20 protein-coding genes are annotated in these 19,595 nt (G+C 69.3%); 8 read left to right on the top strand and 12 right to left on the bottom strand.

What is annotated here, in order from left to right; genetic code table 11:
• Positions 1-149 precede the first annotated feature (149 nt).
• Positions 150-2,048 carry a polysaccharide biosynthesis protein gene (locus EOW65_RS04815; RefSeq protein WP_240664501.1) on the top strand — a complete coding sequence of 633 codons (1,899 nt, stop codon included), beginning with the start codon at positions 150-152 and terminating at the stop codon, positions 2,046-2,048.
• Between the two features lies 1 nt (position 2,049).
• Here the strand turns inward: EOW65_RS04815 and truA are convergent, their stop codons facing one another.
• Positions 2,050-2,817 (bottom strand): tRNA pseudouridine(38-40) synthase TruA, encoded by a 768-nt coding sequence (gene truA / locus EOW65_RS04810; RefSeq protein ID WP_128147857.1) that lies wholly within the window; start codon positions 2,815-2,817, stop codon positions 2,050-2,052.
• Positions 2,818-3,089: 272 nt separating this feature from the next.
• Here truA and EOW65_RS04805 point away from each other — a divergent pair, with 272 nt between their 5' ends.
• Both EOW65_RS04805 and EOW65_RS04800 read left to right on the top strand, forming a co-directional pair.
• A complete protein-coding gene (locus EOW65_RS04805; RefSeq protein ID WP_240664499.1) occupies positions 3,090-4,493 on the top strand; it encodes a YcjX family GTP-binding protein in 1,404 nt (467 codons plus the stop codon).
• Positions 4,490-5,503 (top strand): YcjF family protein, encoded by a 1,014-nt coding sequence (locus tag EOW65_RS04800; RefSeq protein WP_128147855.1) that lies wholly within the window; start codon positions 4,490-4,492, stop codon positions 5,501-5,503. Before EOW65_RS04805 ends, EOW65_RS04800 begins: the two co-directional genes overlap by 4 nt.
• Positions 5,504-5,569: 66 nt before the next feature.
• On the opposite strand, the gene EOW65_RS04795 is transcribed toward EOW65_RS04800, so the two are convergent.
• The 4 genes from EOW65_RS04795 to ruvC all read right to left on the bottom strand — a co-directional run bounded on the left by EOW65_RS04795 (position 5,570) and on the right by ruvC (position 8,376).
• Positions 5,570-5,977 carry a group III truncated hemoglobin gene (locus EOW65_RS04795; protein ID WP_128147854.1) on the bottom strand — a complete coding sequence of 136 codons (408 nt, stop codon included), beginning with the start codon at positions 5,975-5,977 and terminating at the stop codon, positions 5,570-5,572.
• 61 nt (positions 5,978-6,038) lie between these two features.
• Positions 6,039-7,085: a Holliday junction branch migration DNA helicase RuvB gene (ruvB, locus tag EOW65_RS04790; RefSeq protein ID WP_128147853.1), complete on the bottom strand. Its 1,047-nt coding sequence runs from the start codon at positions 7,083-7,085 to the stop codon at positions 6,039-6,041.
• A 74-nt stretch (positions 7,086-7,159) separates the two neighbouring features.
• Positions 7,160-7,828, bottom strand: coding sequence for a Holliday junction branch migration protein RuvA (gene ruvA / locus EOW65_RS04785; RefSeq protein WP_128147852.1), 669 nt, complete (start codon positions 7,826-7,828; stop codon positions 7,160-7,162).
• Positions 7,825-8,376: a crossover junction endodeoxyribonuclease RuvC gene (gene ruvC, locus EOW65_RS04780; RefSeq protein ID WP_128147851.1), complete on the bottom strand. Its 552-nt coding sequence runs from the start codon at positions 8,374-8,376 to the stop codon at positions 7,825-7,827. Before ruvC ends, ruvA begins: the two co-directional genes overlap by 4 nt.
• A 333-nt stretch (positions 8,377-8,709) precedes the next feature.
• On the opposite strand from ruvC, the gene EOW65_RS04775 reads away from it, so the two are divergent.
• Positions 8,710-8,898: a DUF1127 domain-containing protein gene (locus EOW65_RS04775; protein WP_128147850.1), complete on the top strand. Its 189-nt coding sequence runs from the start codon at positions 8,710-8,712 to the stop codon at positions 8,896-8,898.
• 95 nt (positions 8,899-8,993) lie between these two features.
• Here EOW65_RS04775 and EOW65_RS04770 read toward each other — a convergent pair whose 3' ends face one another.
• Positions 8,994-9,341: a hypothetical protein gene (locus EOW65_RS04770; protein WP_128147849.1), complete on the bottom strand. Its 348-nt coding sequence runs from the start codon at positions 9,339-9,341 to the stop codon at positions 8,994-8,996.
• A 106-nt stretch (positions 9,342-9,447) separates the two neighbouring features.
• Positions 9,448-10,317: a 50S ribosomal protein L11 methyltransferase gene (locus EOW65_RS04765; protein ID WP_128147848.1), complete on the bottom strand. Its 870-nt coding sequence runs from the start codon at positions 10,315-10,317 to the stop codon at positions 9,448-9,450.
• Between the two features lie 283 nt (positions 10,318-10,600).
• Here EOW65_RS04765 and EOW65_RS04760 point away from each other — a divergent pair, with 283 nt between their 5' ends.
• The 3 genes from EOW65_RS04760 (at position 10,601) to EOW65_RS04750 (ending at position 13,657) form a co-directional block, all read left to right on the top strand.
• Positions 10,601-11,782, top strand: a complete 1,182-nt coding sequence (locus EOW65_RS04760; RefSeq protein ID WP_128147847.1) for an aspartate aminotransferase family protein — start codon at positions 10,601-10,603, stop codon at positions 11,780-11,782.
• 67 nt (positions 11,783-11,849) lie between these two features.
• Entirely contained in the window at positions 11,850-12,776 is a 927-nt protein-coding gene (gene argF, locus EOW65_RS04755; RefSeq protein ID WP_128147846.1) for an ornithine carbamoyltransferase, read from the top strand.
• A 212-nt stretch (positions 12,777-12,988) separates the two neighbouring features.
• Positions 12,989-13,657 (top strand): hypothetical protein, encoded by a 669-nt coding sequence (locus EOW65_RS04750; protein ID WP_128147845.1) that lies wholly within the window; start codon positions 12,989-12,991, stop codon positions 13,655-13,657.
• 6 nt (positions 13,658-13,663) lie between these two features.
• Here EOW65_RS04750 and hrpB read toward each other — a convergent pair whose 3' ends face one another.
• Together hrpB and EOW65_RS04740 are read right to left on the bottom strand one after the other, a co-directional pair.
• A complete protein-coding gene (hrpB, locus tag EOW65_RS04745) occupies positions 13,664-16,102 on the bottom strand; it encodes an ATP-dependent helicase HrpB (RefSeq protein ID WP_128147844.1) in 2,439 nt (812 codons plus the stop codon).
• 7 nt (positions 16,103-16,109) lie between these two features.
• Positions 16,110-16,865 carry a DUF3108 domain-containing protein gene (locus EOW65_RS04740; protein ID WP_128147843.1) on the bottom strand — a complete coding sequence of 252 codons (756 nt, stop codon included), beginning with the start codon at positions 16,863-16,865 and terminating at the stop codon, positions 16,110-16,112.
• A gap of 123 nt (positions 16,866-16,988) precedes the next feature.
• Here EOW65_RS04740 and meaB point away from each other — a divergent pair, with 123 nt between their 5' ends.
• On the top strand, positions 16,989-18,017 hold the full coding sequence (gene meaB, locus EOW65_RS04735; RefSeq protein ID WP_128147842.1) for a methylmalonyl Co-A mutase-associated GTPase MeaB: 1,029 nt from the start codon (positions 16,989-16,991) through the stop codon (positions 18,015-18,017).
• 68 nt (positions 18,018-18,085) lie between these two features.
• Here meaB and EOW65_RS04730 read toward each other — a convergent pair whose 3' ends face one another.
• The 3 genes from EOW65_RS04730 to rpmB all read right to left on the bottom strand — a co-directional run bounded on the left by EOW65_RS04730 (position 18,086) and on the right by rpmB (position 19,414).
• The gene (locus EOW65_RS04730; protein ID WP_128147841.1) at positions 18,086-18,607 is read right to left on the bottom strand and encodes a copper chaperone PCu(A)C; all 522 of its coding nucleotides are present in this window, start codon (positions 18,605-18,607) and stop codon (positions 18,086-18,088) included.
• A gap of 44 nt (positions 18,608-18,651) precedes the next feature.
• Positions 18,652-19,005, bottom strand: a complete 354-nt coding sequence (locus EOW65_RS04725; protein WP_128147840.1) for a hypothetical protein — start codon at positions 19,003-19,005, stop codon at positions 18,652-18,654.
• 121 nt (positions 19,006-19,126) lie between these two features.
• Positions 19,127-19,414: a 50S ribosomal protein L28 gene (rpmB, locus tag EOW65_RS04720; protein ID WP_113899950.1), complete on the bottom strand. Its 288-nt coding sequence runs from the start codon at positions 19,412-19,414 to the stop codon at positions 19,127-19,129.
• Between the last annotated feature and the right edge of the window lie 181 nt (positions 19,415-19,595).

The raw sequence follows: 19,595 nt of genomic DNA, 5'->3' as shown, positions 1-19,595 counted from the left end.
GCGGTTGCTGACCGCATGAGGCCGAATGGTGGCGCCCAAGTACACCGAACCTCCGCAACGAACCTGCTTCGGCCAGCCTGCCAAGGGAAACCGTTCCACGCATCAGATTAATTCAGCAACCTGTTAAGAAAATCATCTCTCTAACCCGCGTGCAGAAGGCATTTATCCTTCTCGTGATCGACGTCTGCCTTGTTCCGCTCGCCCTGCTGGCGACGATGGCGCTCAAGGGCACGCGCGCCGAGGTGCTGTTCGACACGCTGCTGCTGCGGCACTGGCTGCTGCTGCCGGTGCTGATGGTCTCGGCGGGGGGGCTCTGCATCGCGCTCGGGATGAACCGGATCAAGCTGAAGGACTATTCGGGCGAGGCCGTCGGCCGCTCGATGCTGATGGCGGCGGCGCTCGGCATCATTTCGGCGATCTTCTCGCAGGCGACCGGCACCGGGATCTCCAGCGGCTTCCATGTCATCTTTGCGCTGGTCTATTTTGCCGCCTATTTCGGCTCGCGGCTGCTCATGGTGTGGCTGCTGACGCAGCTTTACCGCCGGTCGCGGATCTTCACCCGGGTCGCGATCTACGGCGCCGGTCGCACCGGCATGGCGCTTGCGCGCGAGCTGAGGGCGGTCGACGGGCTCGTCGTCTATGCCTTCCTCGACGACAACGCGACGCTGTCGGGGATGAACGTCAACGGGCTGCCGATCTTTTCGGGGGTGCATGCGGCGGCGCTGCGCGACCGCTACAAGATCAACCGGGTGATCCTCGCGATGCCCTCGGTGTCGGTCGACAAGCAGACCTTCATCTCGAAGCGCCTCGACAAGCTCGGGCTCGAGGTGCAGACCCTGCCGGCCTTCTCGCAGTTGCACGGCGGTGACGAGCTGATGAGCCGGTTGCTGCCCGCGGGGCCTGCGGCGCTGCTGATGCGCGACCCGCTGAACGAGGCGCTGGCCACCGGCTGCTCGGCCTATCGTGGCGCGAATGTGATGATCACCGGCGCCGGTGGCTCGATCGGGCTCGAACTCTGTCGCCAGGTGATCGGCTGCCGACCGGCGCGGCTGGTGCTGTTCGAGCTGTCCGAGATCGCGCTCTACAACGCCGAGGCGGAGATGCGGGTGCTGGCCGAGGCGCTTGGTGTCGAGATCGTCGCAGTGCTCGGCTCGGTATGCGACGGCATCCACGTCTCCCAGGTGATCGAGCGCAACGCGATCGCCGTGGTGCTGCATGCCGCGGCCTACAAGCACGTGCCGCTGGTCGAGATGAATCCGCGTGTCGGTCTGGCGAACAACACGCTCGGCACCGCGGTGCTGGCGAAGGCCGCGCGCGACGCCGGGGTGAAGCGCTTCGTGCTCGTCTCCTCCGACAAGGCGGTGCGGCCGGGCAACCTGATGGGCGCCTCGAAACGCTTCGCCGAGCTGGTGATCCAGGATCTGGCGGCGCGGGCGCCGAAGACGATCTTCTCGATCGTGCGCTTTGGCAATGTGCTCGGCTCCTCGGGCTCGGTGATCCCGTTGTTTCAGGAACAGATCGCCCGCGGCGGCCCGGTGACGCTCACCGACGAGCGGGTGACGCGCTATTTCATGACGATCCAGGAGGCCTCACGCCTCGTGCTGCTCGCGGGTTCCTTTGCCGAGGGCGGTGAGGTTTACGTGCTCGACATGGGCAAGCCGCAGCGCATCGGCGATCTGGCGCGGCGGATGATCGCGGCCTCGGGCTATACCGTGCGCGATGCCGAGACCCCGCATGGCGATATCGAGATCGTGGTCACCGGCCTGCGCCCGGGCGAGAAGCTGCACGAGGAGCTGATGGTGCGCAAGGGCGCCCAGGCCACGGCGCATCCGAAGATCATCCGGGTGCGCGAGGATCACCTGTCCGAGCTGGAAACCGCGGCGGCCCTGCGGGATCTGCGCGACGCGGTCGAGCATGGCAGCGATGCCGAGGTGATTTCGGTCGTGGCGCGGGCGGTGCGCGAATACAATCCGCAGAGCCTGCCGAAATCGGCGCTGCAATGCCGCATCGTCGAGGCGCAGCACGCCGCCGACGTGCCGGCCGAATGACTCAGCCGAACGGCTCCTGCGGATAGCTTACCCCGTTCAGGTAGAGCCCCTGCGGCGGGCAAACCGGCCCGCAGGCAGCGCGGTCACAGGCCTCGAGCGCCGTGCGCACCTGATCGGGCGCCCAGAAGCTGGCGCCGACCCGCTCGAGCGTGCCGACGATCGAGCGCACCTGATTGTGCAGGAAGCTGCGCGCGCGCAGATGAAAGCGGATCTCGCGGCCCGCGGGATAGTCGATCTCCTCGATCCGGATCTCGTCGAGCGTCTTCACCGGGCTTGCCGCCTGACACAGCGAGGAGCGGAAGGTGGTGAAGTCGTGCCGACCGAGCAGATGCGCCGCCCCCGCCCGCATCGCCGCGACATCGAGCGGGTTCTGCACCTGCCAGACGAGGCCGCGGTCATGCACCACCGGCGCGCGGCGGGCGACGAGACGGAAGAGATAGCGCCGCTCGAGCGCCGAGAAGCGGGCGTGGAAATCGTCGGCGACCCGCGCACAGGCGCTGATCGCCACCGGCGCGGGCTTCAGATGGAAGTTCAGCGCCTCGGACAGGCGGAACGGGTCCCAGTCCTTGGCGAGATCCGCATGCGCGACCTGCGCCGTCGCATGCACGCCCGCATCGGTGCGGCCCGCCGCGGCGATGGTGTGGGGCCCGGGCTCGAGCCGCGCCAGCGCCGCCTCGACCGCGCCTTGCACCGAGGGCTGGTCCGCCTGTCGCTGCCAGCCCGCGAAGGGGCCACCGTCATATTCGATCCTGAACGCATATCTGGGCATGCCCCGGCGATAGCCTGCCGCCGGCCCGCGCGCAATCCCCGAGCGAGCAGGGGCCCCGAGCGGGGCAGGGGGCGCTGCCCCCTCGGCCTCGCGGCCTCACCCCCGAGGTATTTCCGGCAAGGAGAAAGCAGGGGACGACCCGCTTCCAATTGCTTCAAATATCCCGGAGGTGAATGTGCCGCAGGCGCAGAGGGGGCAGCGCCCCCGCCTTTCCCCCTGTGAAACCGGCGGGCAGTTGCCTATCTAGGGAAGGCAAGACACGAGGCAGCGCTTTGGGCATTTCCGACATCGCCGACACGCTCACCCGCCAGGTCGAGGGGCTGGGCGCCACCGTCTCCGAGGCGCTGTTCGAGCCGGTGATCCGGCTGGGCGTCACCGGCCTGTCGCGGGCGGGCAAGACGGTGTTCATCACCTCGCTCGTCGCGAACCTGCTCGATCGCGGCCGGATGCCGGCGCTGACCGGGGGCGGCAACATCCGCGCGGCCTTCCTGCAGCCGCAGCCCGACGATACCGTGCCGCGCTTCGACTACGAGCGCCACCTTGCCGCGCTGACCGGTCCCGCGCCGCACTGGCCCGAGGGCACGCGTGCCGTCTCCGAGCTGCGGCTGAGCTTTCGCGTGGCGCCGACGGGGCTTCTGGGCGGGTTGCGGGGGCTGCGCACCGTGCATCTCGACATCGTCGACTATCCGGGCGAGTGGCTGCTGGATCTCGGTCTGCTCGACCGCAGCTTCGCGCAATGGTCCGAAGCGGTGTTGGCGCGTCTGCCCGGGCGTCCCGAAAGCGCGCCCTTCCTTGCCGCGCTCGCGTCGGCCGATCTTGCCGCGCCCTTCACCGAACCTGCGGCGCAGGCGCTGGCCGCGCCCTTCACCGCGCATCTGCAAGCCGCGCGCGCGGCGGGCTTTTCCGACTGTTCACCAGGCCGCTTCCTGCTGCCCGGTGAAATGGCGGGCTCGCCCGCGCTCACCTTCGCGCCGCTGCCGCCGGGCGAGTATCCCCGCGGCTCGCTTGGCCGCGAGATGGCGCGCCGCTTCGAGGCCTACAAGGACAAGGTGGTCAAACCCTTCTTCCGCGAGCATTTCGCCCGCATCGACCGGCAGGTAGTGCTGGTCGACGTGCTCGGCGCGATCCATGCCGGGCCCGCCGCGCTCGAGGATCTGCGGGCGGCGATGGCGGGGATCTTGGTCGCCTTCCGCCCGGGCAAGGCAGGGGTGCTGGCCTCGCTCCTTGGCGCGCGGCGGATCGAGCGCATTCTCTTTGCCGCGACCAAGGCCGATCACCTGCACCATTCGCAGCACGCCCGGCTGACCGCGATCACCGGCGCGCTTCTGCGCGAGGCGAAGGATCGCGCCGATTTCGCCGGTGCGCAGACGCTCGCGCTGTCGCTTGCCAGCCTGCGCACCACCACCGAGGACGTGATCCGCCACGAGGGCGAGGAACTGCCGGCGCTGCGCGGCCGGCTGGCCGACGGCCGCTCGGTCGCGCTCTTCCCGGGCGATCTGCCGGCCGATCCGGCACAGCTTCTGGCGCCCGCGCGCGAGGGCGCGACGCGCTGGCTCGATGCCGATTACACGCTGATGGACTTCGTCCCCGCCCCCGTCACCCTGCGCCCGGGCGAGGGGCCGCCGCATATCCGCCTCGACCGCGCCGCCGAATTCCTGATCGGAGACAAGCTGTGAAGAAACCCCTGCTGATCGAGATCGAGGAGGCCGCGCCCTCGCCGGCCGAGGCGCCGCCGGTCACCGATCTGGGCGACGTCCCCCCGCCCGAAGGCCGCGCGATGCAGATCGCGGCGCGCATCGCCGCGCGCCCGCCCTCGAAACTCGGCCGCTTCTTCTGGCGCGCTGCCGGGGCGCTTGTGACCTTCCTCGCCACGGTCGCGGCCTGGCGCTTCGTCGAGGGGCTGTTCGCGTCGAACCCGGTGCTCGGCTGGATCGCCACCGTGCTGTTTGCCGCCTTCGTGCTGGCGGCATTGCTGATCGCGGTGCGCGAGCTTGCGGCCTTCGCCCGGCTCGGCCGGCTCGACCGGGTGCATCGCGAGGTGCTCGAGGCGGCGCAGGCCGATGACCTCGGGCGGGCGCGCAAGGTCGTCACCCATGTCTCGGGGCTTTACGCGGCGCGCGCCGAGATGGACTGGCCGCGCCGGACGCTGGCCGAGCGCGGGCCAGAGCAGCTTGATACCGATACGCTGCTGCGGCTCGCCGAAACCGAGCTGATGGCGCCGCTTGATGCCGCCGCGCGGCTCGAGGTCGAGGCGGCGGCGCGCATGGTGGCGACGGTGACGGCGGTGGTGCCGCTGGCGCTCGCCGATGTCTTTGCCGCGCTCACCGCGAACCTGCGGATGATCCGCCGCGTCGCCGAGATCTATGGCGGCCGCGCCGGCACATTGGGGGCGATGCGGCTTGCGCGCACGGTGATGACCCATCTCGTCGCGACCGGCGCGGTCGCTGCGGGCGACGACCTGATCGAGACGGTGACCGGCGGGCATCTCTTCGCGAAACTCTCGCGCCGCTTCGGCGAGGGGGTGGTGAACGGCGCGCTCACCGCCCGTGTCGGTGTGGCGGCGATCGAGGTGTGCCGGCCGATGCCGTTTCGCGCCCTGCCAAAACCGCGGGTGACGAACCTGACCCGGCGCGCGTTGACCGGGCTCTTCGGTCGCGACAAGGCGCCCGAAGACCCAGCCCCCTGACGCTGTTCCGCCCCCGGGCTTTTTCCTGGCAAAAATACTCGAAACCTGCCTGCGGGGCCGGGGGCATCAGCGCAGGTTCGGCACCGCGCCCGGGGCGCGCCCCACATCCTCGACCCCCTGACGCAGGCCGAGCCCGATGCGATGGGTCAGCGCCGACCAGCCCGCCGCCGTCTCGGGCGCAAGGCTTTGCTTCAGCACCGCGTCGAAGGTGCCGAGCCAGTCGGGGAAGTGCCCGGGCGCGACGTTGCCGGCGCGGCGATGCGCCATCATCGGGCTGCCCTCGTAGCCGGGCGCATGCAAGATCGCCCCTTTCCAGAACCGCGCGATCTTCGCCTCATGCGCGGGCCAGTCGGTGACATGGGCGGCAAAGATCGGGGCAAGCTCGGGATGGGCGCGCACGCGCAGGTAGAAGCGCTGCACGACGAGGTCGATCTCGGCCTCGGTGATCTCGAAACGCGGCGGAATGGCGGTCATGCGGGTCTCCTTCCCGCCCGAGCTAGGGCACGGGGGCGGGCGCGTCCAGCGACAGGATGTCTCAGCGGTCCTCGAACAGCTCGCCCTGCGGCGGCGGCACGGTACCCGGAACAGGCGGTGCGTCCAGGCCAAGGTGGCGCCAGGCCCGTTGGCCGAGCATCCGCCCGCGCGGCGTGCGCTGCACCAGCCCCTGCTGCAGCAGGTAGGGCTCGATCACTTCCTCGATCGCGTCGCGGCTTTCCGACAGCGCCGCGGACAGCGTCTCCACGCCCACCGGGCCGCCGCCGTAATGCTCGGCCATCAGCATCATGTAGCGCCGGTCAGCGCCATCGAGGCCGAGATGGTCGACGCCGAGCCGGGTGAGCGCGCGGTCGGCGATGGCGCGGGTGAGCCGGCCGTCGCCCTCGACCAGCGCGAAATCGACGACCCGGCGCAGCAGGCGGCCGGCGATGCGCGGTGTGCCGCGGGCGCGCTTGGCGATCTCGCGGGTGCCGTCCGGGTCGGCCGGAATGCCCAGAAGCCGTGCGCCGCGCGCGACGATCAGGTCAAGCTCGTCCTCGGTGTAGAACTGCAGCCGTGTCGGGATGCCGAAGCGGTCGCGCAAGGGCGTCGTCAGTAGGCCGAGACGGGTCGTGGCGCCGACGAGGGTGAAGGGCTGCAGCTCGATCCGCACGGTGCGCGCGGCCGGGCCCTCGCCGATCACCAGATCGAGCTCGAAATCCTCCATCGCCGGATAGAGGACTTCCTCGACCGCCGGGTTCATCCGGTGGATCTCATCGATGAAGAGCACGTCGTTGCGCTCGAGATTGGTCAGGATCGCGGCCAGATCGCCCGCCTTCGCCAGCACCGGGCCCGAGGTCATCTTGAAATTGACGCCAAGCTCGCGCGCCATGATCTGCGCCAGCGTGGTCTTGCCAAGGCCGGGCGGGCCGTGGAACAGCGTGTGGTCCATCGCCTGACCGCGCATCTTCGCGCTTTCGATGAAGACGCGCAGGTTCGCCCGGGCCTCGGCCTGGCCCACGAACTCCTCGAGCGCCTGCGGCCGCAGCGCGCGGTCGGCATCCTCGGGCAGGCGGTCGGGGCGAAGGGTGGGGTCGGGCTCGGTCATCGGTCAGGGCCTTTGTGGCGAGGGCGGGGGCGCTGCCCCCGCGCCCCCGAGGTATTTTCGGCAAGATGAAGGGATCAGTCCTTCGGCGCAAGCAGGCGCAGCGCGGCGCGGATCAGTTTCGCGGTGTCGGTGGCCTCGGGGTTTTCCGCGGCCTGGGCAACGGCACTGGCCGCCTCGGACGGGTTGTAGCCGAGGTTGGTGAGGGCCGAGAGCGCCTCGGCGGTGAAGTTCACCTTCGGCGTCGCGGCGGGGGCGGGGCGGGTGCGGGGTTTCGGTGCCGCCTCGATCACCTCGTCGGAGGGGGCGGTGTCGACGGTCAGCGTGCCGCCCATGGCCATCACCGTGGGCGCCTTGTCCTTCAGCTCCATCACCACGCGCTGTGCAAGCTTCGGCCCGACGCCGGGGGCGGCCTTGATCGCCGACGCGTCGCCAAGCGCAAGCGCGCGGCCCACACCCTCGGGGCCGAGCGTGCCGAGAATGGCGAGCGAGGCCTTGGCGCCGATCCCCTGCACCGAGGTCAGCAGCCGGTGCCACTCCTTCTCGAGCAGCGTCGGGAAGCCGAAGAGCTGCAGCAGATCCTCGCGCACCAGAAGGTCGGTATAAAGCGCGCAGGCCTCGCCCACCGGCGGCAGGCTCGAGGCGGTGCGGGCCGAGACATGGACGATATAGCCCACGCCGCGCACGTCGATCAGCACGTGATCCATGGCGCGGTGCAGGATGGTGCCAGCGATGCGGCCGATCATTGCACCGCCCTCCGGATCCGGGCCTGACCGGCGGTGATCTCGATCGCGTCGCGGCCAAGCTGGGCGGCATTGGCGCGATGTGCCGATTGCAGGTGATGGGCGTGGCAGATCGCGATCGCCAGCGCATCGGCGGCGTCGGGCCCCTCGAAAGTGACGCCGGGCAGCTGATGGCGCACCATGTGCTGCACCTGGACCTTGTCGGCATGGCCGACGCCGACCACCGCCTTCTTGATCGCATTGGGGGCGTATTCGCCGACCGGAATGCCGGCCTGTGCCGGCACCAGCAACGCGATGCCGCGCGCCTGGCCGAGCTTCAGGGTCGCCACGGCATCCTTGTTGACGAAGGTCTGTTCGACCGCCGCCGCCTCGGGGGCGAAGCGGGCGACGACCTCGGTCAGGCCGGCGTGCAGGGTGACGAGACGCAGCGCAAGCTCTTCCCCGGCCGAGTGGATGATTCCGTTGCCGAGGTGGCGCAGGCGCGAGCCCTCCATCTCGATCACGCCCCAGCCGAGGTTTCGCAACCCCGGATCGATTCCGATCACCCGCATCCTGCTCGCCCTTCGCTGTGGCATTTTTTCAACGACTAGCACGAAAAGTGAACATCGCAAACAGGAAAGCCCCCGGGTCGGTTTGTGCGCGCCGGCGGAAAAAGCGGGCGGAATGCCCGATCCTCGCCTTTGCTGCACTGCAGAATGACCGATTTCTCCGACGTTCTGGCAGGTGCCGGCGCGCCGCTGTTTCGCCCCGCCACGGCATGCAGAAAACGCATGGCGGGACTGCCTGTGCCGCTGTTGTTTTTGCAAATGGCCCCCTCTATGTGCGTCCTCACAAGGGCATCGCCCACGAATTACGCAGTTTGAAAAAAACCAAGGAAACCCGAAATGTCCGCTATCGACACCAACCGTGTGCTCGGCCGCGCTGGCCGCACCGGCACCTTCTCGAAGCTCGTCGACGCCGTCATCGCCTGGAACGACGCGCGCGTGACTCGCAACGAACTGGCCAAGCTGAGCGACCGCGAGCTGACCGACATCGGCCTGACCCGCTACGACGCCGAGCACATGGGGCTCTGACGTGAGCGCCGCAATCGGAAGGGCCGCGCAGGCGTGACGCCGCGCGGCCCTTTCCGTTTTTGCCGACCCTGCCGGGCCGGCGCCCTCCCCCGAAATCAGTAGATCAGCCCGTGCAGCAGGTCTCCGATTCCCCGCGTGACGGGATCGGCATGCAGCACCCAGGCCCCGACCTGCTCCGGCAGCGTGCCCCGGGCCAGAGCCCCGACGCGGGCGTCATAGGTCTCGGCGCCGAGCTGCGCGAAGATCGCCCCCTTGAAGAGCAATGCGCCAACGAAGAACAGCGCGATCGCCTTGAATGGGATTGCCCGTCGCGCCCGCGGCCGCATCGAGTCGAAATAGGACCGCCCGAGCGCGCCCGTCGCCTCGAAGGCGCCGCCGGCCGCGTGGATCCGGTCGATCCGGGCCAGCCGCTTCTCGAAACTCTTCAGGCCATGGTCGCTCATCGTCGCCCCCCGGTCCACTCACCACGTCATCCGAATGACATGCCTAACAAGGCATTAACGGATTATGGCGCAAATGTGGCTGGGGTGCGACTGAACAATTGCGGCATTATTTCCGGCGCATCACCAATGTCGTCCAGTCGCCGTATTCGTTGCGCGAAACGAGGGTAAATCCTTGGGCTTCGTAGGCGGCGATCACCTCGTCGGCCTGTGCGTGCAGGATGCCCGACAGGATCACGTGCCCTGATTCGGCGCAGAACCGCCCCATGTCGGGGGCGAGCGAGATCAGCGGCGCCTTCAGGATATTGGCGAAGATCAGGTCGAAGGGCGCGGCCGCCTCGATCTGCGGATGGGCGAAACCCGCGGCCTCGAGGCAGATCACCCGGCCCGCAAGCCCGTTCGCCACGACATTCGCCGCCGCCGTCTCGACCGCCACCGGGTCGATGTCGGAGGCCAGCACCGTCTCGGGCCAGAGCTTCGCGGCCGCCATCGCCAGCACCGCGGTGCCGCAGCCGATGTCGGCGACGTTCTTCGCCCGCAGCCCCGCCCGTTCGAGCCGGTCGAGCGCGCTCAGACAGCCAAGCGTGGTGCCGTGATGGCCGGTGCCGAAGGCCATCGCCGCCTCGATCAGCAGCGGCACGGCATCGGCGGGCACCTTGTCGGCGTCGTGGCTGCCATAGACGAAGAAGCGGCCCGCGACGACCGGGGCAAGCTCGCGTTTCACATGCGCGACCCAATCGGTCTCGGGCAGTTCCGAGACCACGAAATGCGTCGCCCCATGCGCGGCGGCGAGCAGGTCGAGCACCACGCCATTGGGGGCGGACAGGAAATAGGATCCGACCTCCCAGCGGTCCGAGCCATCCTCGATCTCGAAGACGCCGACACCATAGGGCGCGGGATCGAGCTCTTCGATGTGTTCGGCCAGCGCCTCGGCGGCGTCGCGATCGTCGAGGGTGCAAAAGGCGGTGAAGGTCGGCATGGCGGCTCCTTTCGGGTTGTGTCCGCAATGGCGCGAAGCGCGCCACAGGTCAAGCCGGCGCGCATTTCCTTTGACAGAAGGGGGGGCGCGCGCTATCGGGCGGACATGATCGCACGGACCACCCATATCGCTCGTCCCCGACGTCGCCGCGCCAGCGCCTGACGTCCGATCACCCGTGGCCCATCGCCACATTTCCCTGCAAACCCGCCGAAATCCGGCCAAAGCCGTTGACAGCCCTCCGGGTGTCGGGCACGCCTTTGGCCTTCCTTTCTGGAGACTGACGATGATTTCTTCCGTCCTGCCCACCTATAATCGCGCGCCCCTCGCCTTCGTGAAGGGCGCGGGCTCCTGGCTCGAGACGGCGGACGGCACCCGATACCTCGACCTTGGCGCCGGGATCGCGGTGAACGCCCTCGGCCATGCCGCCCCGGTCCTTGTCGAGGCGCTGACGGAACAGGCGCACAAGGTCTGGCACGTGTCGAACCTCTACCAGATCCCCGAGCAGCAGAAGCTTGCCGATGCGCTGGTCGAGAAGACCTTCGCCGACACCGTGTTCTTCACCAACTCGGGCACCGAGGCCTGCGAACTCGCGGTGAAGATGGCGCGCAAGTACTGGTATGAGAAGGGCGCGCCCGAGCGGGTCGAGATCATCACCTTCCGCGGCGCCTTCCATGGCCGGTCCTCGGCGGCAATCGCCGCGGCGGGCTCGGAGAAGATGGTGAAGGGCTTCGGTCCGGTGCTGCCGGGCTTCGTCCATGTCGACTGGCTCGACCTCGAGGCGGTGAAGGCGGCGGTGTCGGAAAAGACCTGCGCGATCATGCTGGAACCGGTGCAGGGCGAGGGCGGCATCCGGCCCGCGCCCGATGCCTTCCTGACGGCGCTCAAGCAGATCTCGGACGAGACTGGCACGCTTCTGATCTTCGACGAGGTGCAATGCGGCATGGGGCGCACCGGACGGCTCTTTGCGCATGAATGGTCGGGTGTCACGCCCGACATCATGATGGTGGCGAAGGGCATCGGCGGCGGCTTCCCGCTCGGCGCGGTGCTCGCGACCGAGGCGGCTGCGGCGGGCATGACCGCGGGCACCCATGGCTCGACCTATGGCGGCAACCCGCTCGGCTGTGCGGTCGGCGCGAAGGTGATGGAGATCGTGGCCGAGCCCGAATTCCTCGCTGCGGTGAACGCCAAGGGCGGCTTCCTGCGCCAGCGCCTCGAGGGGCTCGTGGCCGCGCATCCCGAGATCTTCGAGGAAGTGCGTGGCGTCGGCCTGATGCTCGGACTGAAATGCCGCCTCGCGCCCGGCGAGCTGGTGGCGGCGGGCTATGCCGAACGTCTGCTGACCGTCGCCGCGGCCGACAACGTGCTGCGCATCCTGCCGGCGCTGACGATCACCGAGGAGGAGATGGCCGAGGCGGTTTCCCGCCTCGATGCCGCCGCCACCGCTCTCGAGACTCACCTGGCCTGATTTCCCGGCCGAAAGACTCCGCAGGTCCGGGGGATGCGCCCCCGGCCGCTGCCAGAAAGACGAACCGATGACCAACTTCCTTGACATCCACACCACCGACGCCACCGAACTGCGCAAGATCATCGACTCTGCCCGCGCGATGAAGGACGCCCGCGCCGGCCGCCCGAAGGGCGCGCCCGACGACGAGCAGCCGTTGGCGGGCTGCATGGTCGCGCTGATCTTCGAGAAACCCTCGACCCGCACCCGCGTCAGCTTCGACGTCGGCGTGCGCCAGATGGGCGGGCAGACGATGGTGCTCTCGGGCAAGGAGATGCAGCTCGGCCATGGCGAGACCATCGCCGACACCGCGCGGGTGCTGAGCCGTTATGTCGACATGATCATGATCCGCACCTTCGAGGAGGCGACGCTGCTCGAGATGGCGGAATACGCCTCGGTGCCGGTCATCAACGGGCTGACGAACCGCACCCACCCGTGTCAGATCATGGCCGACATCGTGACCTACGAAGAACACCGCGGCCCGATCGCCGGGCGCAAGGTGGTGTGGTCAGGCGACGGCAACAACGTTTGCGCCTCCTTCCTGCAGGCGGCGGGGCAGTTCGGCTTCGACCTCACCTTCACCGGGCCGCAGACCCTCGACCCCGAGCGCGAATGGATCGACTTCGCCCGCGCGAAAGGGGTGAAGGTCGAGATCGAGCGCGACCCGGCGAAGGCGGTCGAGGGCGCGGATCTGATCGTCACCGACACCTGGGTCTCGATGCACGATCCGGAATCGGCAAAGGAGCGGCGGCACAACCAGCTGCGCCCCTACCAGGTGAACGAGGCGCTGATGGCGAAGGCGAAGCCCGACGCGCTGTTCATGCATTGCCTGCCCGCGCATCGCAACGACGAGGCGACGAGTGCGGTGATGGACGGGCCGCATTCAGTGATCTTCGACGAGGCGGAAAACCGGCTGCACGCACAGAAGGCGGTGATGCGCTGGTGCCTCGGGAAATGACGTGATCGGGCGTTGCCCGCGATTGCCAGCCTGCGTCCGCTATGATTTTCTTTCTGCCGGGCGCAGTGTCGCGCCGGGTCAGAATGGTTTAGTTAAAGATGTCAGAGTTTTCAGTGAATGGTGCCCCCGCAGGCGGGACGACTGCTGCCGAGATGGCCGGGATGCGCCAAGGTAAGCCTCTTCCTGCTGCGACGCGCTATGGCCGCGGAGCCATGAACTTGACCGACCTTGCAGACCGCTTCGGTTCGGACAAGGGGGCGAGCAAGCACCGCTATGCCGAGCTCTATCAGATGCTGTTCCTGCCGCACCGCGGGCGGAAGCTCAATTTCCTGGAAATGGGCCTGCAGATCGGCGGACCCGAGCACGGCAACAGCGCCGACCGGCAGACCACGGATGCGCCGTCGGTGCGGATGTGGCTGGAGTATTTCCCGAAGGCGCGGATCTTTGGCCTCGACGTGTCGGATTTCAGCTGGTTCCAGGACCCGCGCTTCACCTTCCTGCGCTGCAACATGGATGAGCGCGAGAATATCCGGGCCGCGGCCGAGGTGCTGCCCGAACTCGATATCATCATCGACGATGCCTCGCACGCTTCGCACCATCAGCAGTTCGCCTTCCTTGAACTCTTTCCCAAGCTTGCCTCGGGCGGGCTCTACATCATCGAGGATTTGCGCTGGCAGCCCGCGACCTACGAGCGCCCCGGTATCACCCGAACCGGCGACCTGTTTCGGATCTATTCAGAGAGCGGTGTCTTCCGGCACAGCGATCCGGCGATGGCCGCGGAATTCTCGGCGCTGCGGGCCGACATCTCGGGCTGTTTCGTGTTTCAGGCGCATTACAACAAGAGCCTGCGCGATCAGGTCGCGGTGATCCACAAGCGCTGAGCCGGCTCAGGTGCCGCGCGGCTTCGCTCGCGTCGTCGGGTCCGCTTCGCGCGGGTTCTCGGGCCAGGGGTGGCGCGGGTAACGGCCGCGCATCTCCTTGCGCACCTCGGCATAGGAGCCGTCCCAGAAGCCGGGCAGGTCCATCGTCACCTGGATCGGCTTCGACCCGGGGCTGAGCAGCGAGATCCGCAGCAGGTGGCGTTTCGGCCCCACCGTCGGGTGCACGGTCACGCCATACATCTCGGGCAGCTTCACCTCGATCGAGGGGGTCTCGCCCGCATAGTCGATCGGCACGCGCCGGCCGAGCGGGGTCTCGAAATGGCTGGGCGCGAGGCGGTCGAGCTCGGCCATCTGCTCCCAGCTCAGCTGGGCGCGCAGCGCCTCGGTCAGGTCGAGCGCGCGCAGCTCGGCCTCGGTCCGCTTGCCGCGCAGGAAGGGCAGCAGCGCCTCGCCCGCCAGAAGTGCGCCGTCCGAGAGGTCGGGCAGGGCGGCGCCATCGGCGCGCAGGATCTCGACCCGGGCGCGGAATCGCGCGGCGGCCGGGGTGAGCGTCAGGCCGATCTGGCGCAGCCCGTCGAGCGCGCCGCGGGCGAGGGCCTCGGGCGGGGCCTCGGGCCAGTGCCGGTCTTCGAGGACAAGGGCGCCGAAGCGCTCCTGCCGGCGTGCCACCACGCGGCCCTCGCGCTTCGACCATTCGCAGACATCGTGCCAGCCGATCTGACCGGCATAGAGCCGGCGCAGGCCCGCCTCGCTCAGCGCCACGCCCTGACGCACGCGGGCCTCGCGCGGGTCGCCGTCAAGATCGGTCGCGACGATCAGCCGGTGCGCGCCAAGCGGATCGCCGGCCTCCACCACCGCGCCCTTGCCGCCCGAGAGCACATAGCGTTGGGCATCGCCCTTGCGGCGCAGCCCGATCCGGTCGGGATAGGCAAGCGCCGCGGCTTCGGCCGCGGGCAGCGCGGTGGGCGCCGGCGCGACCAGCCGGGCAAGGCGCTTCGCCTCTTGCCGGACCCGTTCGACCGTGCCGCGATGGACGGGCCACGGGTGTTCGGCCTCGAACCGGCCGGGGTTGGCGATGGCGGCAAGGCGCAGGCTCAGATCGGCCGGCGCGCCGCGCAGCGGGTCGCGCTCCTCGAGCAGCGCGGCGAGCGTCGCTGCCTCGGGCCCGGCCGTCACCAGCATATGGGCAAGCCGCGGGTGCAGCGGCAGCGCGGCAAGCGCCCGGCCATGGGCGGTGATCCGCGTGCCCTCGAGTGCGCCGAGGCCTTGCAGGAGTGCGCGCGCTTCCGCGAGCGCGGGGGCGGGCGGCGGCGTCAGGAAAGCGAGATCGGAGCCGTCCGAGCCCCATTGCGCGAGCTCGAGCGCGAGGCCGGCGAGATCGGCCACCGCGATCTCGGGCGGGGCAAAGGCCGCGAGCGCGCCCTCTTCGCCCTTCGTCCAGAGCCGGTAGCAGGTGCCCTCGGCGACGCGGCCGGCACGACCGCGGCGTTGCTCGGCCTCGGCGCGGCTGACCCGCTCGGTGACCAGCCGGGCCATGCCAGAGGCCGGATCGAAGCGCAGCCGCCGGGCGCGGCCGGCATCGACGACGACGCGGATGTCCTCGATGGTGAGCGAGGTCTCGGCGATCGCGGTGGCCAGCACCACCTTGCGGCCCTGCGCGACGGGCGCGATGGCGGCGCGCTGAGCGGCGAAGTCCATCGCGCCGAAGAGCGGGCGGATCGCCACCTCGGCGGGCAGGCGGCCCTTCAGCAGCGCCTCGGTGCGGCGGATCTCGCCCTCGCCCGGCAGGAAGACAAGGACGCCGCCGCTGCTCGCGGCGACCGCCTCGGTGACCAGCCCCGCCACCGCCGCCTCGAGCCGCATCCCCGCGGCGACGGGGCGGCCGAGCCAGCGGGTTTCGACCGGGAAGGCGCGACCTTCGGATACGATCACCGGCGCGTCGTCGAGAAGGGCCGCCACGGGCCCCGCGTCGAGCGTCGCCGACATCACCACGATCGCCAGATCCGGGCGCAGCGCCCCCCGTGCCTCCCAGGCGAGTGCAAGGCCGAGATCGGCGTTCAGCGAGCGTTCGTGGAACTCGTCGAAGATCAGGCAGCCGATGCCCGACAGCTCGGGGTCGGATTGCAGCATCCGGGTGAGGATGCCCTCGGTCACCACCTCGATCCGGGTGGCCTTCGACACCTTCGCCTCGCCACGGATGCGGTAGCCGACGCGCGCGCCCACGGGCTCGCCGAGCGTCTCGGCCATGCGCTCGGCCGCGGCGCGGGCGGCCAGGCGGCGCGGTTCCAGCATCACGATCCGGTCCTCGACATGGTCGAGAAGCGCCAGCGGCACCCGCGTGGTCTTGCCCGCGCCGGGCGGCGCCATCAACACCACGCGCCCCGTGCGCGCGAGCGCCGAGGTGAGGTCCGGCAGAACCGCGTCTATGGGCAGTTGGTCTCTCACCCGGCCCTTATCGCCGTTTCAGCCGGCCAGTGCCATAGATCGTATCGGTGTTGATCTCGACCACCTGCAGGCGCTTGCCGTCCGGGGTGGGGGCGTAGATCAGGGTGAAGGGGAAGCGGCTCTTCTCCTTCATATCCTTGGCCGAGAAGCCCTCGAGCCGGCGATACTCGCCCGAGCAGGTGACGCCGTCGCCACCCGCCTGCGGGGCGTTCAGGCTGACCTGGCTGCGCCGTGCGCCGTCATACATGGTCACGTTCAGCTTGCAGGCCTCGTCGCGGTCGACGTCGCGCAGCACGGCATAAAGCGCGGTGAGCGGGTCGACGGTGCCGCCCTGTTTCGCCGGGGCGACATCGGTCTTGCGCGGCTTGCGCGGCGGGTTGCGGCTGACCGAGACCGGTGTGCCGTTCTGGTAGACGATCACGTGTTCCGATTCGTCGCCCGGCCGGTTCGCCGTCTCGTCAAAGCGCTGCGGGGTGAAGCGGTCCGCCGTGCGGCTGCCGCTGACCGAGGCGTCGTAGCGGATCTTGCGCAGGAAACCGAGCAGCCCGGTGGTCTCGAGTGTGCCGTTCGCGCCGTAATTGGCTCCCTCGATCTTGCCATTGATGCTGAGCCGGCCCGCCGGGATGCCACGCAGCGAGACGTCGAAGACGATGCGGTCGGTCTGATCGGCCTGCAGCGGCGCGGCGAGACACAGCGTCGCAGCCAGTGCGCCCGCGAGCGGCAGGGAGGCGCGGCGCAGGGGGTTCGGAAACGCGCGGGTCATGGCTCTCCTCGGAAACTCGGCCTTCGCACTGGACATACACTGCCCGATGGGGGCAGAAAACCGAAACCGTTTCACGATCCGCTGAGGGATCGTGCCTCCCGCCCCGTCAGCGAAGGCCCGCCGATGACCGATCCGATTTCCGCCGTCTCCGTTTCTGATCCTGCCGTCTCCGATCCCCTCGTCGCCGACCTGGTGCCGCGCATCCTGGCGGGCGAGCGGCGGGCGCTCGCGCGGGCGATCACGCTGGTGGAATCGGGGCGGGCGGATCACCGTGCGCAGGCCGCGGCGCTGCTCGAGGCGCTTGCGGGCGCCGGCCGGCAGGCGCTGCGGATCGGGCTGTCGGGCACCCCCGGCGTCGGCAAGTCGACCTTCATCGAGGCCTTCGGGCTGATGCTGACCGGACAGGGGCTGAAGGTCGCGGTGCTGGCGGTCGACCCGTCCTCGGCGCGCTCGGGCGGCTCGATCCTTGGCGACAAGACGCGGATGGAGCGGCTGTCGCGCGATCCGATGGCCTTCATCCGGCCCTCGCCGAGCCAGGCGCAGCTCGGTGGCGTGGCGCGGCGCACCCGCGAGGCGGTGGCCCTGTGCGAGGCGGCGGGATTCGACGTGGTGCTGATCGAGACCGTGGGGGTGGGCCAGTCCGAGACCCTGGTGGCCGAGATGACCGACCTCTTCATCCTGCTCATGGCGCCCGCGGGCGGCGACGAGTTGCAGGGGGTGAAGCGCGGCATCATGGAGATGGCCGACATGATCCTGGTGAACAAGGCCGATGGCGATCTGAAGCCCGCGGCGATGCGCACGGTCAGCGATTACGCCGGGGCGCTGCGGCTGTTGCGCAAGCGGTCGCAAGACCCCGAGGGCTTCCCGAAGGCGCTGCCGGTCTCGGCGCTCGAGGAGCAGGGGCTGAAATCGGCCTGGGACGAGATGTCGACGCTGGCCGCCTGGCGCCGCGAGCACGGCCATTTCGACCGCCGTCGCGCGGCGCAGGCGCGGCACTGGTTCGAAAGCGAGGTGCGCGAGGGGCTTCTGGCGCGGCTGCACCGCGACCCCGTGATCCGCGCGAAGATGGACGCGCTCGGCGCCGCCGTGGCCCGTGGCGAGGCCGCACCGGCGGCGGCGGCGGCCGAGATGCTGGCTGCCCTCGGCGCCTGAGGAAAAACCGCGGAAATGGAAAACGCCGCCCCTCGGGGCGGCGTTTCGCTGTGCCGGGGTGGGCGGGCTCAGTTCGACATGTTCATGCCGGGCATGGCGCCATGGTCCATGCCGTTCATGTTCATCTGGCCGGCGGCGGGGGCGGAGGCGGCCGGCACGCGCTTCAGATCGACCGGAATGTCGACCGGCACCTCGCCCGCCTTCTCGAAGGTCAGCACCACATGCACGGTGTCGCCGTCGTTCAGCGGCTGCTTCAGTCCGAGGAACATCACGTGGTCGGAGCCGCGCTGCAGGACGTGTTCGCCATGGGCCGGCACCGGGAAGCCTTCCTTCACCTCGACCATCTTCATCACGCCATTGGCGTCGGCGATATGGGTGTGCAGCTCGACCCGCTCGGCGATGTCGGAGGCCACGCCGACCAGCCGGTCGTCGCTGGCGCCGGCGTTCTCGATCGTCATGAAGGCGGCGCCGGATTTCGACATTGCCGTCGAGGCGATGGCATAGGGGTCCTTGATCGTGATGTCACCGGCAAGGGCGGGCACAGCCAGGAAGACCGCCGCGGCGGTCGCAAGAAGAGAAGTGCGGAACATGAAAAGTCCTCGGTCTGTCCAGAAACGTTCGGAATGCGAAGGGATCAGATGAAAGCCGGCGGATCGCGCGCCCGCGGCTGGGGCACCGAGCTGCCCCGCAGCGGCGCGGGGGCAGACGCCTCGATCCGCTCCACCCGTCCTTCGGGACGCGTGAGGACCGGGGGGGGCGTGTCGAGCGCGGCCATCATGCCAAGCACCATGTCCGGGCACAGGTGGACGGGGCCCGTGGGGTGACCCTCGTCGTCCACCGTGACCGTGGTGATGCCGTAGCCGGTGCAGATCACGATCTCGCCGGCAACCCGCGCCTGCCCCCGGGCGACGGCCATGGTCAGGCTCGTCACCGCGAGGATCGTCGCCATCACGGCGATGAAGAGGGGGCGCAGGGATCGCACGGACATAAGACCAGCATATCCGCGCGCCCGGGCCCGCGCCAGAGGCCGTTGCACGTCATCATGCCGCAGGCAAAACGGAAAAGGCCTCGCCGAAGCGAGGCCTTTCGATTCGTCGGGGCATCCCGGATCAGGCGGCGGCCTGAGCCTTCAGGATCGCCTTCTTGATCTTCAGCGCGGTGCCCGACAGCTCGGCATCGGCCGCCTTCATCAGGAAGGCGTCGAGCCCGCCGCGGTGGTCCACGGTGCGCAGGCCGGCGGCCGAGATGCGCAGCTTGAACGACTGGCCCAGCACGTCCGAGATCAGGGTGACTTCGTTCAGGTTCGGCAGAAACCGGCGACGCGTCTTGTTGTTCGCGTGGCTGATATTGTTGCCCGACATCGGGCCCTTGCCGGTCAGTTCGCAGACGCGCGACATGGCATCAATCCTTCGTTTCCTCGGGGCGCGTGTCCGCCCTGTTCATACCAAGCGGACACCGCAAAGGCGGCGCCCGGAAATCTGTTTGCGGGGCATAAGGGCAAAGCCCCCCCGCGTCAAGCGATTCATCGCACCGCGCCCCTGCCTGCCCGCGCCCTTTCTCCTTGCCCGAAATACCTCG

Origin of the sequence: Paenirhodobacter ferrireducens (genome assembly GCF_004022265.1) — a bacterium.
Lineage (GTDB): Bacteria > Pseudomonadota > Alphaproteobacteria > Rhodobacterales > Rhodobacteraceae > Rhodobacter > Rhodobacter ferrireducens.
This window is presented reverse-complemented; position numbering and strand designations above follow the sequence as displayed.

What these genes read in the sequence shown, in the direction of transcription:
- truA (WP_128147857.1), bottom strand. Translation starts at nt 2,817, where the DNA reads ATGCCCAGATATGCGTTCAGGATCGAATATGACGGTGGCCCCTTCGCG.
- EOW65_RS04795 (WP_128147854.1), bottom strand. Translation starts at nt 5,977, where the DNA reads ATGACCGCCATTCCGCCGCGTTTCGAGATCACCGAGGCCGAGATCGAC.
- ruvB (WP_128147853.1), bottom strand. Translation starts at nt 7,085, where the DNA reads ATGACCGAGCCCGACCCCACCCTTCGCCCCGACCGCCTGCCCGAGGAT.
- ruvA (WP_128147852.1), bottom strand. Translation starts at nt 7,828, where the DNA reads ATGATCGGCCGCATCGCTGGCACCATCCTGCACCGCGCCATGGATCAC.
- ruvC (WP_128147851.1), bottom strand. Translation starts at nt 8,376, where the DNA reads ATGCGGGTGATCGGAATCGATCCGGGGTTGCGAAACCTCGGCTGGGGC.
- EOW65_RS04775 (WP_128147850.1), top strand. Translation starts at nt 8,710, where the DNA reads ATGTCCGCTATCGACACCAACCGTGTGCTCGGCCGCGCTGGCCGCACC.
- EOW65_RS04770 (WP_128147849.1), bottom strand. Translation starts at nt 9,341, where the DNA reads ATGAGCGACCATGGCCTGAAGAGTTTCGAGAAGCGGCTGGCCCGGATC.
- EOW65_RS04765 (WP_128147848.1), bottom strand. Translation starts at nt 10,317, where the DNA reads ATGCCGACCTTCACCGCCTTTTGCACCCTCGACGATCGCGACGCCGCC.
- EOW65_RS04760 (WP_128147847.1), top strand. Translation starts at nt 10,601, where the DNA reads ATGATTTCTTCCGTCCTGCCCACCTATAATCGCGCGCCCCTCGCCTTC.
- argF (WP_128147846.1), top strand. Translation starts at nt 11,850, where the DNA reads ATGACCAACTTCCTTGACATCCACACCACCGACGCCACCGAACTGCGC.
- EOW65_RS04750 (WP_128147845.1), top strand. Translation starts at nt 12,989, where the DNA reads ATGAACTTGACCGACCTTGCAGACCGCTTCGGTTCGGACAAGGGGGCG.
- EOW65_RS04740 (WP_128147843.1), bottom strand. Translation starts at nt 16,865, where the DNA reads ATGACCCGCGCGTTTCCGAACCCCCTGCGCCGCGCCTCCCTGCCGCTC.
- meaB (WP_128147842.1), top strand. Translation starts at nt 16,989, where the DNA reads ATGACCGATCCGATTTCCGCCGTCTCCGTTTCTGATCCTGCCGTCTCC.
- EOW65_RS04730 (WP_128147841.1), bottom strand. Translation starts at nt 18,607, where the DNA reads ATGTTCCGCACTTCTCTTCTTGCGACCGCCGCGGCGGTCTTCCTGGCT.
- EOW65_RS04725 (WP_128147840.1), bottom strand. Translation starts at nt 19,005, where the DNA reads ATGTCCGTGCGATCCCTGCGCCCCCTCTTCATCGCCGTGATGGCGACG.
- rpmB (WP_113899950.1), bottom strand. Translation starts at nt 19,414, where the DNA reads ATGTCGCGCGTCTGCGAACTGACCGGCAAGGGCCCGATGTCGGGCAAC.